The 17,419-nt window shown below is 38.3% G+C and carries 18 protein-coding genes and 1 riboswitch; of the genes, 7 read left to right on the forward strand and 11 right to left on the reverse strand.

Annotation, left to right across the window (positions count from 1 at the left end):
* Positions 1 to 214: 214 nt before the first annotated feature.
* Positions 215 to 2,554 carry a helix-turn-helix domain-containing protein gene (locus tag D1B32_RS09790; protein WP_118889231.1) on the reverse strand — a complete coding sequence of 780 codons (2,340 nt, stop codon included), beginning with the start codon at positions 2,552 to 2,554 and terminating at the stop codon, positions 215 to 217.
* A gap of 214 nt (positions 2,555 to 2,768) precedes the next feature.
* On the opposite strand from D1B32_RS09790, the gene D1B32_RS09795 reads away from it, so the two are divergent.
* From D1B32_RS09795 to D1B32_RS09805, 3 genes are read left to right on the forward strand one after another with little or no spacing between them, the layout of a single operon-like run.
* The gene (locus D1B32_RS09795) at positions 2,769 to 3,200 is read left to right on the forward strand and encodes a MarR family winged helix-turn-helix transcriptional regulator (RefSeq protein WP_118889232.1); all 432 of its coding nucleotides are present in this window, start codon (positions 2,769 to 2,771) and stop codon (positions 3,198 to 3,200) included.
* A 48-nt stretch (positions 3,201 to 3,248) separates the two neighbouring features.
* Positions 3,249 to 3,860, forward strand: coding sequence for a flavin reductase family protein (locus D1B32_RS09800; RefSeq protein ID WP_118889233.1), 612 nt, complete (start codon positions 3,249 to 3,251; stop codon positions 3,858 to 3,860).
* Positions 3,861 to 3,874: 14 nt separating this feature from the next.
* Entirely contained in the window at positions 3,875 to 4,474 is a 600-nt protein-coding gene (locus D1B32_RS09805; RefSeq protein ID WP_118889234.1) for an alpha/beta hydrolase, read from the forward strand.
* A gap of 72 nt (positions 4,475 to 4,546) precedes the next feature.
* On the opposite strand, the gene D1B32_RS09810 is transcribed toward D1B32_RS09805, so the two are convergent.
* From D1B32_RS09810 to nikR, 7 genes are all read right to left on the reverse strand, one after another.
* Positions 4,547 to 5,413 carry a VOC family protein gene (locus D1B32_RS09810; RefSeq protein WP_095312094.1) on the reverse strand — a complete coding sequence of 289 codons (867 nt, stop codon included), beginning with the start codon at positions 5,411 to 5,413 and terminating at the stop codon, positions 4,547 to 4,549.
* Between the two features lie 255 nt (positions 5,414 to 5,668).
* Complete coding sequence (locus D1B32_RS09815; RefSeq protein WP_095312091.1) at positions 5,669 to 6,274, reverse strand: ABC transporter ATP-binding protein; 606 nt, start codon at positions 6,272 to 6,274, stop codon at positions 5,669 to 5,671.
* Positions 6,264 to 7,187 carry an ABC transporter ATP-binding protein gene (locus tag D1B32_RS09820; protein ID WP_095312089.1) on the reverse strand — a complete coding sequence of 308 codons (924 nt, stop codon included), beginning with the start codon at positions 7,185 to 7,187 and terminating at the stop codon, positions 6,264 to 6,266. Before D1B32_RS09820 ends, D1B32_RS09815 begins: the two co-directional genes overlap by 11 nt.
* Before the next feature lie 29 nt (positions 7,188 to 7,216).
* Positions 7,217 to 8,071, reverse strand: a complete 855-nt coding sequence (locus D1B32_RS09825) for an ABC transporter permease (RefSeq protein WP_095312087.1) — start codon at positions 8,069 to 8,071, stop codon at positions 7,217 to 7,219.
* Positions 8,043 to 9,056 (reverse strand): ABC transporter permease, encoded by a 1,014-nt coding sequence (locus D1B32_RS09830; RefSeq protein ID WP_222863053.1) that lies wholly within the window; start codon positions 9,054 to 9,056, stop codon positions 8,043 to 8,045. Before D1B32_RS09830 ends, D1B32_RS09825 begins: the two co-directional genes overlap by 29 nt.
* A gap of 32 nt (positions 9,057 to 9,088) precedes the next feature.
* A complete protein-coding gene (locus D1B32_RS09835; RefSeq protein WP_095312085.1) occupies positions 9,089 to 10,702 on the reverse strand; it encodes an ABC transporter substrate-binding protein in 1,614 nt (537 codons plus the stop codon).
* A gap of 34 nt (positions 10,703 to 10,736) precedes the next feature.
* Entirely contained in the window at positions 10,737 to 11,156 is a 420-nt protein-coding gene (gene nikR / locus D1B32_RS09840; RefSeq protein ID WP_095312083.1) for a nickel-responsive transcriptional regulator NikR, read from the reverse strand.
* Positions 11,157 to 11,784: 628 nt separating this feature from the next.
* On the opposite strand from nikR, the gene D1B32_RS09845 reads away from it, so the two are divergent.
* Both D1B32_RS09845 and D1B32_RS09850 read left to right on the forward strand, forming a co-directional pair.
* Positions 11,785 to 12,291, forward strand: coding sequence for a DUF3189 family protein (locus D1B32_RS09845; RefSeq protein ID WP_118889235.1), 507 nt, complete (start codon positions 11,785 to 11,787; stop codon positions 12,289 to 12,291).
* Between the two features lie 36 nt (positions 12,292 to 12,327).
* Positions 12,328 to 12,618 carry a hypothetical protein gene (locus tag D1B32_RS09850; RefSeq protein WP_118889236.1) on the forward strand — a complete coding sequence of 97 codons (291 nt, stop codon included), beginning with the start codon at positions 12,328 to 12,330 and terminating at the stop codon, positions 12,616 to 12,618.
* A gap of 121 nt (positions 12,619 to 12,739) precedes the next feature.
* Here D1B32_RS09850 and D1B32_RS09855 read toward each other — a convergent pair whose 3' ends face one another.
* Positions 12,740 to 13,264 (reverse strand): cupin domain-containing protein, encoded by a 525-nt coding sequence (locus D1B32_RS09855; RefSeq protein WP_379601570.1) that lies wholly within the window; start codon positions 13,262 to 13,264, stop codon positions 12,740 to 12,742.
* Positions 13,265 to 13,433: 169 nt separating this feature from the next.
* Positions 13,434 to 13,478: riboswitch (PreQ1 riboswitch) on the forward strand.
* Positions 13,479 to 13,486: 8 nt separating this feature from the next.
* Between D1B32_RS09855 and D1B32_RS09860 the strand changes: the two genes are divergently transcribed.
* Together D1B32_RS09860 and D1B32_RS09865 are read left to right on the forward strand one after the other, a co-directional pair.
* Positions 13,487 to 13,972, forward strand: coding sequence for a QueT transporter family protein (locus D1B32_RS09860; RefSeq protein ID WP_118889238.1), 486 nt, complete (start codon positions 13,487 to 13,489; stop codon positions 13,970 to 13,972).
* A 102-nt stretch (positions 13,973 to 14,074) separates the two neighbouring features.
* Positions 14,075 to 14,842 carry a DUF3891 family protein gene (locus D1B32_RS09865; protein ID WP_118889239.1) on the forward strand — a complete coding sequence of 256 codons (768 nt, stop codon included), beginning with the start codon at positions 14,075 to 14,077 and terminating at the stop codon, positions 14,840 to 14,842.
* 61 nt (positions 14,843 to 14,903) lie between these two features.
* On the opposite strand, the gene metA is transcribed toward D1B32_RS09865, so the two are convergent.
* Positions 14,904 to 15,812: a homoserine O-acetyltransferase MetA gene (gene metA, locus D1B32_RS09870; RefSeq protein WP_118889240.1), complete on the reverse strand. Its 909-nt coding sequence runs from the start codon at positions 15,810 to 15,812 to the stop codon at positions 14,904 to 14,906.
* A gap of 382 nt (positions 15,813 to 16,194) precedes the next feature.
* The gene (gene yfkAB / locus D1B32_RS09875; RefSeq protein WP_118889241.1) at positions 16,195 to 17,319 is read right to left on the reverse strand and encodes a radical SAM/CxCxxxxC motif protein YfkAB; all 1,125 of its coding nucleotides are present in this window, start codon (positions 17,317 to 17,319) and stop codon (positions 16,195 to 16,197) included.
* Between the last annotated feature and the right edge of the window lie 100 nt (positions 17,320 to 17,419).

A 17,419-nucleotide genomic window follows, 5' to 3' on the forward strand; every position in this document is an offset into this window, starting at 1 on the left:
CTGGATAATAATGCCTGCGGTCTTTCTTGAGCTCATTTTTACCACATCCTTAGTATAAAAAAATCCACCATTTTAAATAAGTCATTTTTCATTATAACAAGCGTTAAATCATGTTCATAAATTCACATATAAAAATAACGGTAAAAAATTAACCGTTATTTTTTTACCGTTATTTTCTGGTTTTAGATATAATTTGGATTATACTAATCGGTTTTTAATAAAAAGCTCTACGTATATCAAAGAAGTGAATCGCATTTAATGACATATAAGCATACATGCTCCAATCACCATCAATCACCTGATCGAATAATTCAAGTGATGGTTTACTCGTTTCGTTAATATAATTAACAACCTCTTCATCCATTCCGTATTTACTATTTAAGTCCCACCACTTTGTATAAAGTGCACCAAAATCTTTATCAAAAACCCGTTTGCGTATTTGATACTCTCCTGGCTCCAAACCAGAAATCGTTACGCGAACTTCTTTATTTAATTTCTTTAAGAATGTCTCTTCAATCGTAAAATGAGGATTCACATTATTAATATTCATTAATACGAGCTGATAGCCACGGTCGTTTTTAGTCATGATATATTCTGAACCACGTGCAATAATATCCCCATTTAATCTGTCAAAAAACTGCATCGCAAAATAAGCAGGGCGTTTGCCACTAAAAAAGTGAAAAAGCTCAAGTCCCTCCATCCGAATTTTCCTATCACGTCCTGACTTCTCATGCTGTTCTGTATTAATCCAAAAACCTATTGATTCGACCTCATCAGCCAAGTCCAGAGCATTTTGCAATACTAATGCTCCACGGAAAAACGTTCCATTCGTAAATCTTGTATTCCCAGAAAGCGTGTTCCAGCTAATTAAACTAATCGGCTGATTCTTTCCATGCTTTCTTAAATATGTCTTTAGCTTAACTGTTTTTTCCTTTATGTACCCTTTCGCCAGCGAAAATCTATCATCTCCCAACTCTTCAAAATCGATAATTTCATTTTGGTTTGCTTCATAGCCATAGAAATCAATTGGTACTTTTCTCTCCACTAACCAAGTATGATTCTTGGACGTTTTTTCATCTTTATAGGAAAATGGCAGAAAAGCTCCTACTTTGACTTTTGGAATAAGCGCCTTAACCGAACGATATAATTTCAAATAAACACGCTCAAGCTCACTAACAAGGACAGCTGTTGCAGACGGTTCATAAAACATAAAGTACCATTTTTCAATATAGGAAGTCCCATACACATTCAAGCAATGCTTTATGAAATCTTGCATTTCCCTTATATAATTCTCTTCATCACGGGAAATTTCAACGTAATCAATCCGAATGAACAGTCCTAAATCATGCTTCCTTAAAAAATTCAACACGAAATCCGCATTGTAATATGGCGAAGTAGTCGCGATAATTTCGTCCGTCTCTATCGGTGGAATAAATGTAGTACCACCAATTAATTTACGTACTGCAATATTTTTTAAGCCTATTTCCTCCTTTACCATTAGAACTTGCAGTCTGACTCCTTCCTTTAATAGCTCACTTAACTCACCGATAGCAAGATTATGTATTGGTCGATTAATTTTAGATGGACTAACCTGTCGTATATCAAGCTTTAATTCTTCAGCTTCCGTTTCGATACTAGTGAATGCAACATCACTATCCGTCAGTAACATTCCTAATTCTCCAATAATAGATGATGATTGAATAATTTCAACTGCATCCTTTATGTCATACGTTTTCATCGTGTCCATACCGGTTTCCTGATTTTCTTCTCGGTATAATTTCGGGGTCTTTTTATATGCTTCTTTGAAATAATGTACAAATGACTTTACATTGGGAAAGCCATTATTCATTGCAATATGAGAGATTGAATCAGAAGTATACAGCAATTCCTTTACTGCATGCTCAAGACGAATATTCATCAAATAATAATTAAACCCAGTTCCAACCTTCTCTTTAAAATAACGTGATAAATAACTAGACGATAAGTAAAACTTCTCCGAAATATCATCTAATGTAATTTTTTGATGATAATTTTCTTCCATATAATAAATGATTTCTCTGATTCGTTGATCTCCTGTATCAATGCGCTCCTGGATTCTTCCCATTTGCTTAAAACGCCGAATAAGAATAAGCAGGATTTCGCTAACATAAGATTGGATTTCAATCCGATAACTCTCCGATCTTCGAAAATAGGCAATCATTAGTTCGGCTAAAAGTTTACGAATTCGATTAATGACCGCATCTTTTTCCATATCTACGTCGCCTGAGAAACACTCAAATCGACTATTTGGATACGCTTCATAGTACTGCTTCATAAATCGATCGGAAATTTGTAACAACAGAATGTGATTTCCCTTATTTCCTTTCGCTTGGTATACCTGATTCCGGTTTATAACAAGCACATCTTTTTCTTTCAATTGATAAAATCGACTATTTGTTTCAACGGTTAAATCTCCTTGAATCACAAAAATAACTCCAATTCCTGGATTCATTTTTGGAGCTAAAAACTCAATCTGCTGTAAGTTAATACTGAAGTCCGTTAGCTGATTATCCATTTCCCCTTCCTCCATTCAATAACAATGACTACTGCAATATCTTTTAGTTTACATGTACCGGGAAAAGAGAATCAAGTTATAGTAGATGATTGAAACACGTTATGATAATGGTTGACTTTAACCATTTAGTTTTATATAATTATAATTAATTAAAGATATTTTAATTAATTATATCTGAATAACATATATTCGATACGCTTTAGGAGGGAAAAGAATGAGTGAAAATCTGTCATTAAAAGCTTATGTCGTATTAATGAAGGCTTACAAATCAATTGAAGAGAGAATTAAAAAAGATATTAGCAGTCATGGCATGCGCACTTCCGATTTTGCTATTTTAGAAGCATTATACCACAAAGGCAGACAAACGATACGCCAAATTTCCGAGGCTGTTCTTATTAATACGGGGTCCATTACTTATGTAATCGATAAACTCGAAAACAAAGAGCTGCTCGAACGAAGTAATTGCAAGGATGATCGTCGTGTTGTTTATATACAACTGACAGACCAGGGACGCCAACTGATGGACGGCATTTTTCCAAAGCATCAAAAAGTGATCGAGGACTTATTTGATGGTATTTCTGATGAAGAGAAAACGACAATCATTCACGTGCTTAAAACGGTCGGCAAAAAAAGTGAAGAACAGTGAGAACATGAAAAGTAGTAACGATCTATTCCATTCTAAGGAGGGATGACATTGCTTTCCTTTGATCCTGAAAACAATACAGAACGCGAGAATTACAAATTATTAACTGGAAGCATTATTCCTAGACCAATTGCATTTGTTAACAGTAAAGCAAATGACGGAACAATCAATGGAGCTCCATTTAGTTATTTTAACGTTGTTTCTTCTAATCCACCAATGCTTTCCATTTCGATTCAACGCAAAGCTGGACAATTAAAGGATACGGCCCGAAATATACTAGAAAGCAAAGACTTTGTCGTGCATATAGTTGATGAGTATAATGTCGAGGAAATCAATAAAACCGCTGCATCGCTTCCTGCTACAGAAAGCGAACTAGACCTGACAAATTTCACATTTGCAGAAAGTGAAGTGATTTCCGTACCGGGAATTAAGGAAGCTAAGGTTCGATTTGAATGTAAATTAGAACGAGCGATTGAATTAGGTGATGGCGAATCAATTAATACTGATCTCTTAATTGGAAAGGTCGTTCGCTTTCATGTCGATGAACACATTTATGAAGAGTCGGGAAGAATTAACCAAGATAAATTAAAAGCTGTAAGTCGTTTAGCAGGAAGTAATTACGCAAAAACCGGAGCGTTATTTTCACTAGAACGGCCAAACTAGGAGGAGTGTAACAAATGAAACATATTTTCAAAAAAGGAAGCAATCCTTCCAAACCAACATTGTTGTTACTGCATGGAACTGGTGGCACCGAACAAGATCTCCTTCCACTTGCAGAAATCATTGACAAAGATGCAAATGTATTAAGCGTACGTGGGAATGTTCTCGAAAATGGGATGCCGCGTTTTTTCAGAAGACTTGCTGAAGGGGTTTTTGATGAAGAAGATCTTATTTTCCGCACAGCCGAACTAAATGACTTTCTGGATGAAGCAGCAGAAAAATATGAATTTGATCGTCATAACATTGTCGCGATCGGCTATTCAAATGGGGCAAACATTGCAGCAAACCTAATGTTCCATTATCAAGATGCGTTAAAAGCAGCGATTTTACATCATCCAATGGTTCCAAGAAGAGGCATCGACTTACCGGATCTTTCTGGTAAACAGGTATTTATCGCCGCAGGAACGAATGACCCAATTTGCCCTGCACAAGAATCAGAAGACCTCCATTCTCTACTGGAATCTGCGGGTGCCAATGTAACATTACATTGGGAAGGTCACGGACATCAGTTAACAATGACCGAAGTGAAAGCGGCAGCTGCCTGGTATAATAATTAAAAATAAAAACACCGTTCGATGCTGATTTAAGCCTAGCCCGTGAACGGTGTTTTTATAATTTATGCAATCCGATTAGGAACGTACAATTAATTTTATTTTGTTACCGGCTGGATCTTCCGTCATATAAGCGTCGTTTTCATTTGTCACATCAGCGCCGATTTGCTCTAATTGGTCGATTGTTTTCTTACGCGTCGCTTCATCTGGAAAAACAAGTGAATACCAATTTAGTCCGATACTGTTCGCTAGTGGTCTAGGGGCGCCAATCCCACTCCACACATTGACAGCAACGTGATGATGATAGCCGTTATGCGATGTGAATAACGCACCAGGATATTTCGTAACAATATCAAATCCTAATCCATCAATATAGAATTTCTCTGCTGCATCTAAATCGGCAACATGTAAATGAATATGCCCCATAAGCGTATTTGCAGGCATTCCCTGCCATTCCTCTTTTTGCTCAGCTAATATTCCTTCTGCATCCAGTGGATCTGTCCGCATTGTAACCTGACTATTTGTCCAATCCCATGCTGAAGAGGGCCGATCATGCGCAATTTCAATACCATTCCCATCAGGATCAGAGAAATATAATGCCTCACTAACAACATGATCAGAAGCACCAAACCCTAGTCTGTCCGCTAAACCAGTTTGGATAAAATGTTTGAGAAATGCAGCCAAATCAGCACGGCTTGGCAGCAGAATTGCAAAATGGTATAAGCCAGTTGTTCGTTGCTGTTTCGGAGTTACATCTTTCGGCTGTTCTAATGTAAGTATCGGACGCTTACCATCAGCCGTTAATACTGCTTTCTGTTCACTTTGTTCTAACACTTGGAACCCCATAATACCTTCATAAAATAAAAGTGAATTTGATAAATCACGTACATTTATATTAACTTCTTCAACATGAATCGTCGGCGCTTCAAAAAATTTCTTCTCCATTCGATTAACCACCTTCTGTAGAATTCGGTTTATAAATATAACTTATTATTACTTCGTTACTTTATGTAAGTATTATACGTTTTATCAGTTACTCTGTCAAGCTGGAACAGGGAATATAACATCCTAGTTGAGTCCTTTTAATCTAGTAGCAGGATGATAAAATCAAATTTTAATAATGCAGTCCATCCTAAACATTCACTTCCAGCAAATACAAAAGGACCGAGCGTATACTCGATCCCATTTATTTTCCTCTAATTATTCGTTTTTATTCAAGGTAACTACCCGACTACAAAGCCTTTCAATCAGCTTTGCTTCATGACTAATCACAATGACACCCATTTCACGTTTTTTTGCTATCTCCAAAACTGCATGCCAGATTTGTGCTTGGGTAATCGCATCAAGCATGGTTGTCATTTCATCTGCTATTAGGAAACGCGTTTCCGGCCCTAATGCTCGTACCACACAAAAGCGCTGCAGCTCGCCGCCAGACAACTCATTTGGCCAACGGGTTAACCATTCCTGTTCAATACCAAACGCTTCTAGTAACGCCCGCTCCGGTTCCCAGCCTTCGCGTAAGCTTTTTTGCATTTTCCAGCGTGGGTTAATTGCTTTTTCTGGATGCTGGAACACGAGCTGTATCGGCTGGTAACCCTTTTTCTTTACTGGCAAGCCACCAAGGGTAACGGTTCCCTCAATCGGATTCTCAAATCCTGCTAATATGCGAGCAAAGGTGGTTTTTCCCTGCCCACTTGGTCCGACAATACCTACGATTTCGCCGGGATTTATCGTGAAATTCACTCCGCGAAATAACCACTCGCCATTTCCATATCGAAATCCAACATCTTTTGCATCAAGTTGCATGGATACACCTCACCGTACCTTCTCTCAATTCTCTCATATCGGGTCTTCCCTTTCGACATGCAGCTGTTGCCCATGGACATCGCGGTTCGAATAAACAGCCAGGTGGGAGGGAGCTTGCATGTGGTTGTGTTCCTGGAAGCGGAATGAATTCATTTTGAGGTAAAGCTTGCCATAAAGCTTTGCTATACGGATGCCGTAATGCTTCTCCTTTTCCAGTAAAGTCTGCAACTGGTGCAATCTCCACTGTCGTCCCAGCATAAAAAACTGCAATCTCATCTGCAATAGATAAAGCAGAATCAATATCATGCGTTATCAGCATGACTGCACACCCACTGTCTGCCAATTCCCGGAAATGACGAAGTGCTTCTTTCATCACAGCAGGATCAAGGCCTGGGGTTGGTTCATCCGCTATAATTACCTTTGCTCCACTGACAACAGCAGTTGATAATAGCGTTCGCCTTGCCATCCCTCCTGAGAGCTGGAATGGATACAACTCCTCCACCTTTTGCGTTAGGTGATAACGTTCGAAAGCTTCCTTTTGCTTCCTCGCTGGATCACCAGACCTTACCGATGTACGTACCTGTTTGCCAACCTTCATTAAAGGATCCAAATAGTTAACCGATTGTGGAACGAGGGCAATTTCTTTTCCCCTTAACGCGATTTTCCTAGAATAGGTTAGCTCTTCTCCCGCATATGTCATTGACCCGCTGATCTTTGCATTGCTTGGAAGCACACCTAATATTGCATGTGCGAGCAAGCTTTTCCCAGAGCCACTGGCACCGACAACGGCAAGGATTTTTCCCGCTTCCAGATTAACGTTCAAATCGGAAATAACCTGGAGTTCCTTTTGTTTCATACCAGTCGTATATTGTTTAAACGAGACAGATAGATTTTTCACTTCAAGAATAGACATTCATTAACTCCTCTTCCTTTGGAAAACTTTTACTCATGTGCTCTTGTTGGGTCAAGCATCACCCGCAGATATTCTCCAATTTGATCAAATGTCCTTACAACAATTAACAAACAAAGCCCCGGGAAAAAGGCAAGCCACCACATTCCAGAAGATAAATACTTCATTGACTCGGACAAAATAATTCCGATTGCCGGCTCGTGCGGTGAAAGACCTAACCCCAAAAATGTAACAGCCGCTTCATGTAATATAACGTGTGGAAATAGTAGCATAAATCCAATTAAGATTTGCGGACTTATATGTGGTAAGATGTGATGCAGTGCAATCCACCAACGCGGTTTTCCCATTTGTTTCGACATCTGAACATACTCAGCGGAACGAACTTGCAGCACCTCCGCTCGAACAACCCGAGCAAGGCTTGGCCAATGCGTGAGCATCAACCCAACTACAATTCCTTTAAACCCTCCACCTAATGTAAAAGCAATTAAAATAAGTGTCACCAAATGTGGTACACTCAAGAAAAGATCAATAATCCAGGAAATCAAGCGATCCGCTATTTTCCCCATCGACGCAGCAGCCATTCCCAGAACAAGAGCAATCAGCGCACTTCCTGTCGCCCCAAGTAAACCAACCCCGATACTGAGTGAAAGACCCATAATTGTTCTCGCAAACATGTCTCTGCCCAGCCAATCCGTACCAAATAAATGGTCGAACGATGGAGGAGCGTTTCGTTCAGTTAGATTGGTCGTTATCCTTCCTTCATCCAACAATAACCCACCTAATATGATACTTAATAAAAATAAAGCTGCGATAACAATTGTAAGAAGCATCCGCCTTCTCTGATTTAGGAGAGGCTGTTTATTTTTTTCTTCTGGAGTAGAAAGCATAACGATTTCCCCCTCTCATCCTAGGATCGAGCACCAAATAAATCAGATCAGCTATTAGATTGCCAATAAAAACAAATAACGTACTAAAAATAACAAGTCCTAATAATAGTGGGACATCCCCTCTTACGCCAGCTTCAACCGTTGCCTGACCTAAACCTGGATAAGAAAAAACCTGTTCAGCTAATACAGCGCCACCGAACAGTTCACTAAACGCAGCGAATTGTAAAGTAATTGCTGGTAAAGCTACATTACGCAGCCCGTGTCTCCAAAAAAGCACAATGCCACGCTCACCTCGCGCGCGGGCAAATAGTATATAGTCACTTTGAAGCACATCAATCATCTTTTGACGTGTATGAAGCGCTACATTAGCCACACCAAGTATACTTAATGTTATCGCAGGTAATATAAGGTGTTTAATTCTGTCAAGTAACGTAACATCCTCTGCAAGCACACCGGCAGGAACTCCCATCCCAACCGGAAACCATTTCAACCACACCGCAAAAACAATCAATACAAGTAAACCCATCCAGAATGTCGGTGTGGAAGCCAGTGTATAACAGTACCCTTTTATCAATCGATCAAGCCAAGTACCTTTTTTCATTGCGGCAACAACACCAAGGATAAATCCAATAACTCCTGATAATACCCATGCAGTCAGCATAAGCACCAAGGAGTTGATAAAACGCTCCCCAATAATATCAGCAACAGGGCGGCGATATATCATCGACGTACCTAAATCTCCAGAAAGAATTGCAGACCCCCAATTCATAAATTGAACACCAACTGGTTGATCCAGTCCCCAATATGCAGCTATTTTAGCACGTTGTTCAGGACCTACATTTAACATGTCCGCTCCAATATAAGCTTGAACCGGATCAATTGGAGAATTTTTAACTAATAAAAAGAAAATAAAACAAATGGCTACTAGTAATGTAGCCATTCGTATCCCTTTCATAAAAAGAAAAAAGCTCAGCTTTTTAACCATTTCGAACACACCTTTTAGAGGTTGTACACACTTTAATTACTCCATTTCCAATCAGCAATATTATCCGTTGCCGGCCATCCATGACCATGTACATGGATGCGTTGATCACCAATATCCAAATTATCTTTAACAAGGTACAGGTGATCAATATTTACTAGCCAAGCCCACGCAGCATCACCTTGTGCACTTACACCAGTTTCACCATCCCATTGAGCCTTTTTCCAAAATTCGATTGCCTCTTCTTCACCAGAAGCTGCAAGTGCCTGTTCAAAATATGCATCCACAGTTTCGTTCTCATAATAGCCAGTATTATAATAGTCGATTCCAGCATTATCGCTGCCGTAAATGTTATACATCTCATGTGGGTCGTGACTCCCCCAACCCATCAATACAGGACTGGAATACATATGCTGACCGATAACATCCCAGCTTCCGCCCTCGACATTAATTTTAATTCCAAGTGGTTCCATCATATCTGCAACAGCTATTGCAAGTGATTGTCGTATCGCATCGCTTGCTAAGTAATAAAGGGAGAACTCAGCTTTTAAGCCGTCCTTTTCTAAAATTCCGTCGCCATCAGTATCTTCCCATCCAGCTTCTTCTAATAGTGTACGCGCGCGGTCCATATCAGCATCCTCAATAACCGTTTCTGGATTCCACCACGGCAGCCCATCTACAGATGTATAAGCAGGGGTGCCATATCCTTCTAGCACACCATCTACTAACGCTTGACGATCAACAGCTATGTTTATCGCCTGACGAATTGCTACATCTGCTGTTACGTTATTACCAATTGGTAAACCGTCCTCTGTAACTTCTCCTGACTCTACAAAAGGAAAGACAATACCACGGTTATCCACTGTTTCTACTGCTTCTAATTTCATGCCAGGAACCTCTTGGTTACTAAATGCAGCTGGTATATATGCCATATCTACCTCACCTGCTTGAGCAGCAGCAAAGGAAGCGTCCTCACTTAAGAATAAAAAGGTAATCTGTTTAAAATAAGGTTCTGTATCATAATATTCAGGATTAGCCTCAACAATCAATTGCTGTCCTTTATCCCACTGCACAAGCTGAAACGGTCCCGATCCAATCGGATTCTCAGCATAATCCTCTGTATAGGCATGCTTTGGTACAATCCCTGTTGCTACGAGCGAGTTAACAAATGTGGACTGAGATTGTTTTAGCGTAAATTCCACCGTATATTCATCTATCGCTTCCACTTTATCGATTACATTAAGATCCACAACAGATGCGTTATCCATTGCCGTTTCAAATGTAAACACAACATCTTCAGCGGTTAAAGGTTCTCCATCAGAAAATTTCACATTATCACGTAATGACACCGTCCAAACTTCTCCATCAACTTCATAACCTGTAGCTAAATCATTTACAATTTCAAGATCATCATCTCTTTTTAAGAGCGTGCTTTGAAATAACGGAGAGCCGTAGCGCCCCCACCCTGTTGTTGGATCAAATCCAGTTTCCGGCTCCGAACCAAATGCTAATACAAGCTCATCTTTATTTTCTTCCTTCTCATTTGTTGCATCATCTGCTTGATCAGATTCCGACTGTGTACAGCCCGCCAATAAGATAGTAAAAATAAACATAGTCAACAAGCTAATTCCGATTATTTTTTTATTCATTTATTTCACTCCGATTTTCATTTAATATCCAAAATTAGATTCGCTCCACAGGAGCTAATGTAAACTTACCGTAGTCGACACCCTTTATACTTGTCAGCTGATTGCTTAGCTGTTGGATGTCTTTCGCTTTTCCTTTTACGATAATCAGCTCTAAACAGCTCGCTTGATTCAGATGAAAATGTGTCGTTGCCAAGATATTATCATGCATACGGTGCTGAATCTTTGTAAGCTCATCTACTAAATTTCGCTGATGGTGATTATAAAATAAAAGAACACTCCCAGCAACAATTTGTTCATCCTGCTCCCATGAGTGCTGTGTTAATGCATCCCGAACCAGGTCACGAACTGCTTCCGACCGGTTTTCATACCCTCTTTGTTTCACTAAATCATCAAATTTCCCAAGCAAATGCCCTTCCATTGACACACTAAACCTTTTTAATGAAGAGTCGTCCATGATTTCCTCCTTAACTGCTCACCTTGATTACATCAATTAAAAAATTACTTTTACTCTAATTGTATTCCTACATGCCAGTAACACGAATTTGAAAATTCGTAACACTGATACAACGAAAAAAATCGCACTTTTCACGCGACTTAATAGCTATTCTAATTTATCATTTTGGAATGATGTAGTCAATAAATACATTATGATTACGTAATGTATTTTCCATTTTAATGGTGTTATGTTTACATAAAAAAGTGTTACTATGCCACTCATTTTTTTCGATTAGGCTTAGCTTTTCTTTTTAATCAGTTGCCTTCCATTTGGTCTATTCTCTAAATATAAATAACCCTACTTTAAGTAGATTAAAGGAGGTGACATGTGATAATAATCAATCATTTTATTAACTTTATGCAATTAATGTAAATTTGTTAAAAACCTACATCTCTACTCTTTTATTACAAAACTTGGCATTCGTTAATGGGATTCTTAGAAAGTGTATGATGCATTCTCTTATGCTTTGAAGTAAAACAAGGCTTTAGACGAATTCCTAGTTGCACTTATGCAGCATATGAAAGTTTACATTCTTATCTGCTAAAAAAGACGAACTTGGTCACAATAGTAGTGGAGGATGATTATCGTGATATTTATATACAATGACTATGGTGGAACACATACAACTTCTCTTGCAGCAGCATATCATCTAAAAAAAATCCCGACTGACAAAGTTCTTACAAAAGAGGAGATTATGAGTGTAGATTATTTTAACAAATTAACAAAACACGATCTTGGAAAATTAATATTTCATGGATTAGATGAAGATGGAAATGCTGTTTATACCATAGGCAGAAAAGATAATAAATATGTTGTGCCAGCAATACAAAATCTTATTGAGCTATTACAGGAAAAATATAATTTTAATGAAAAAATAGTAATATCCAACACTTCACCGACCGTACCTATAGCTATGTCAATTGGAGGATTTTTCTCTAGAGGTCTACACATTGACTTTATCGGCGTTCCATTACTTATAGCAGGTGCTAAACAGTGCTGTAATCAGATTAATCGATTAGTTGAACAGACCAAGAAAGCAAGTATTTCTAGAAATAGTAAAATTGTTGTTTTAGAAAATAAATCGTTCAATTAATGCTTCTAGTATTTAACATGAAAGGAATCGATTCTCATGGACTACCCAACCATTCACACAAATTTCTGGGACGGAGTTATTGCTGTACCAGCTGTCGTGTTATTAACCCAATGTTTTAAAGTATTTCCTGTTCCACGTCAATACTTTCCTACCATAGCAAGCATTATTGGGTTTATTATTTCCATCTTTATTAGTCATAGAGGAGATTTATGGGCTGGTATATTTATGGGGGCTTTTTATGGTGCTGCGGCAGTAGGTACCTATTCTTCATTGAAAACTACTTGGTTAGCTTTTAAATATAGAAAGAGAAAGCCTAAGTCCCCATAGGCGTAAACAGTTCTTTAAAGATTGAAACTATCCATCCCGCTAAATAAACTCCGTTCTAAACAACAACCAACATCTAGTGGCAAATAAAATAATACGAAATATACTGCGGCATAACAGCGTGCTATTCTTCCAGCATTGCCTCCGCTTTAGTTGTCTCAACAGTGCCATGTGGATGATGTGGGGGGGCATATATTGTATAAAGCTTTAATGGAATATTGCCTGTATTGATTACATTATGCCATGTTCCAGCAGGCACCATAATTGCTGTATCGTCGTATACTCTTCTTTCAAAATTCAAGTTATTACTGCTTTTCCCCATTCTTACAATCCCCTGTCCTTGCTCTATTCGCAGGAATTGATCGGTATCTGGATGTATTTCTAAACCAATATCATCACCAACATGAATACTCATTAATGTAACTTGCATGTGCTCTCCTGTCCATATAGCAGTACGATACGTATTATTATTTCGTGTAGCCTTATTAATATTTATAACAAACGGTTGTGGTCCATAATCCTTCACTCGGAAATCTTCTTTTTTTTGTAATTGTTCATTCATTAGACTTCCATAATAAAACGGTCTTTCGTAAGGATAATGCGGTATGTTCGTAAAGTAAGGCAGAGGATACGGATAAAAATAGTACACTTTACTCATTCCCTTCATTCTATTCCAAATTTATTGTATGAGGCATGTTTAAGTAACGTGCCTATATGAATAAAAACATCCGTTTTAAAGTTATTTAATTATTTCCCATAAATAATTTTTATACATTAGTATTTACAAAGGCTTATAAACACTGGTATGATAGCATATGTTTCACGTGGTTCGAAACCATCCCACGATAAAAAACTAAGGAGAGAGATTAACATGAAAGTAAGAACTCTTGTGGTGAATGCGTTAATAGCTGCTTTATATATTGCTGTATCCGCACTCATTGTTCCATTCGGATTTACAAATATCCAATTCCGCATTTCTGAAGTATTTAACCATCTTATTGTATTTGATAAGCGCTACTTCTTTGGAATTGTAATAGGGGTATTTTTATATAACCTATTATTTTCACCTTTAGGTTGGTTTGATTTAGTCTTTGGTGTAGCACACTCTGCAATTTCATTAGCTATTATCATTCTACTAGCAAAATATATAAAAAATATATGGGTGCTGCTTGCTGCGAATACCATTGTCTTTACATTCAATATGTTCATTATTGCATTTGAATTGAAGCTTGCTTTACAATTCCCGTTCCTGTTGACCTGGTATACAACAGCCGTCGGTGAGTTCGTTGTATTAGCTATCGGTATCCCAATTATATATGCCCTGAATAAGCGATTAAAATTTAATCGTCTAATGTAAATAACCTCCTCGTTCGTTCACGAATGAGGAGGTTATTTTATTTCCATCATCCACAGATTTTGCTTATACTTAGGTTACGTAAAATCGGAAAGGATGGATAGCATGATTGTTCGAGAACGCAATCAAGAATTAATATTGATTCAGCAGGATCACCATGCAGCTATTTCCGGTGATATTGTGAAACAATGGAAGAAAGATTACTTTTTAGGAGACGGTTTACGAAGCTCGGTTGAATTCGCAGCATATCAGCATGACTGTGGCTGGAAGGAGTTTGACAAACAGCCATTTCTGAACGACAAAAAAGCAATACCCTACTCTTTTTTCGATTTTCCGATCTTACCGAAAATCGTTCTTTATAAGCATGGGATTGATGTGGTCCAACAAGTAGATTCATACGCTGCACTTCTATGCAGTGAACACTATAAACGCTTCCTTTTAAATCACACTTCTCTAGAAGCCCAGGAATTTGTTACAGCAGAAAACACACGGCAGCAATCAATTATTGCCACTTTAAACGAATTCAACAAACGTTTGTTTAATTTTCATTATGGGCTTATTCAGTTTAGTGATAACCTTTCTTTGTATCTTTGTTTGAATGAACCGGGCATTGCAATGAATGCCGGACATTCCTTTTTTAAAGATGGGATTCCCATGAATCAAGCATTGCACGAATTTTGCGACGAACACTTACAGTTACACTGGAAAAATGAGAACACAGTCGTATTAGATGACTTCCCATTTGAACAGCCGTTTGACGTCGTTATTAAACAAAAAGCAATACCAAAAGCCGATCTTTCAGCTAAAGGATTAATCGCTAGCTACGAGGAAGCAACCTTTGAAGAATGGAACGTAACGATCACCACTTTGTAACCAACAAAAAGAGCTGAACAGCTAGCCTCTTCCAGAGGATGTTCAGCTCGAATTTCTTTGGTTAATCCCATTCATATGGTGTTGTTTGGTAGACATAATAATTCAGCCAATTCGAGAACAATAAACTACAATGACTTTTCCATCGATGTAATGGCTTTTCATTTGGATCATCGTTCGGGAAGTAGTTCTCTGGCAATTGTGTTAGAATACCTCTCTGATGGTCCCGATGATATTCTTCTGCCAATGTACTTGCACTATATTCAAGATGACCTGTTGCCATTATATTCTTACCGTCTTTAGAGGACATTAAGAAAATACCTGCCTTATCGGAATGGGCCAGGATTTGCAGTTCTGAATGGTTTGCGATCTCCTCATACGAAATATCGGTATATCTAGAGTGTGGCGCAAGGAAATAATCATCAAATCCACGCACGAGATTCTCATTTCGGTGTAATACCTCATGTTCAAAAATACCAAAGCATTTTTCCGGTAATTCATGCTTATTAATCCCATAATGGTGATACAAAGCCGCCTGCGCACCCCAGCAAATATGCAATGTCGATGTAACATTTTCTTTTGACCAATTCATAATCTCTTGTAATTCTTCCCAGTAATCCACTTCTTCAAATGAAAGATGCTCAACAGGCGATCCTGTAATAATCATTCCATCGAACCGCTTCTCTTTAATGTCAGAAAACGGTTTATAAAAGGTGTCCAAATGATATTTACTCGTATTTTTTGAATCATGTGTCGTCATCTTCAAAAATGAGACGTTTACCTGGATTGGCGTATTCCCAAGATAACGAAGGAGATGTGCTTCTGTTTTTTGCTTTTCAGGCATCAAATTGACAATTAATATATTAAGTGGCCGAATATCCTGCGTAACCGCGCGCTCTTCTTCCATTACAAATATATTCTCCTGCTCAAGAATCTCCTTCGCCGGCAATTGTGCCGGTATTCTAATTGGCATTTTTATTCTATCCCCCTCAGGAAAAATACTGTTAAGTTATTATTCATTGTAAAGCCTATAATAAAAAATTCAAGTTAAAAGTTTAGCTATATTTCGATAATTTCGTTTACTAGGTGAGGAAAAAGCTTTTCCCTTATTGAGAGGAGCGCGCTTGTAAGGGGAGATCGCATTTCACCGTGGATTGATGGCCCGATTTGGAGTGAAGCTGAGACAAAAGTATTTTTATGAAATAAAAACCGAACATGACTGGTGCAAATAACTCGCTCCGGAAATATACTTCGCACATCCAGAGGCGGCTATATTTCCTACGCTAAGCTTATGCATCGTTCGTCTTTAACATTAAACACTTTTGTTATGTCCCAGCTTCTTCTCAAAACAAAAATTAAAGACTAATTGTTGCTTTTCGTTTTTGAAAATCAACATCTGAATAATAAGCATTTTTCACTAAAACATTCGGGCCAAGACATTTTACTGCAGGACAATGACAGTTTAAGCTTTTAGCAGTTCTCGTATCCATCCAACGCTTATATGATTCCAGCAAAGAAGTCGTTTGTATGTTCCCTAAAGATGGCTCGTCACCGAAATCTGTTACAATGACTTCACCTGTAAAAATATTTACATTTAAGCGTGACCTTCCGTCTGGATCATTTCTAACTGTCACATTTTTTTCTTTGTAGAGGCGATTCAACAATGCTAAGTCCGCTGCATTTGCACTACAAGCATAGAACGGCAATGTTCCAAATAGCATCCACATATCGGGATTTCGGTGCTCTAATAGACGCTCAATTGCTGTCCGCATTTCGTCTAGACTTAACGTTTCCATTGTGCTCGCAAAGTCGACCGGATACATTGGATGCACTTCATGTCTTGCACAACCCATTTCATTAATATGATCATGAATTTGTTCCAAATAAGGATATGTCCGCTTGTTCAGCATTGTTTCTGCTGAAACCATGACACCATTAGCTGAGAGGCGTTGCGAATTTTCTACTAAACGGTCAAAATATTTTATTCGATTTTCCAGCGAGGGTTTACGTTCCATCATCGCAAATCCAGTTTGAGCAAACTCCTCAGCAGTTCCCCAGTTATGCGAAATATGTAGCACATCAAGAAACGGAATAATTTCCTCATAGCGCTCGAATGGCAGTGTTAAATTAGAGTTCATCTGTGTTTTAACACCACGACGATGCGCATATTCAAGTAAAGGAATAACATAGTTACGAACCAACTTTTTATTCATCATCGGTTCTCCACCCGTAATACTTAGTGTGCGGAGCTTCGGAATCTCATCCAAACGCTTCAGAATCAACTCAATTGGCAACGCATCTGGATCACTGCTTTGCAATGTATATCCTACCGCACAGTGAGCACAGCGCATATTACACATGTTAGTTGTTGTAAATTCGATATTCGATAAAGTCATTTCACCATATTCTTCTACATCCATATAAGCTTCCCACGGATCATTTAAAGGTGTTATTAAAGGTTGCGTCACCTTTGTTGTCATGTATGAATCTTCCTTTCTATATGAAGCAATCCATACTTTATTCTACCACTTTTCATGGTATATGCATGGGAATAAAATCATATGACTATAAATTTAACGT

The organism is Oceanobacillus profundus (assembly GCF_003515705.1).
Taxonomy (GTDB): domain Bacteria; phylum Bacillota; class Bacilli; order Bacillales; family Amphibacillaceae; genus Oceanobacillus; species Oceanobacillus profundus.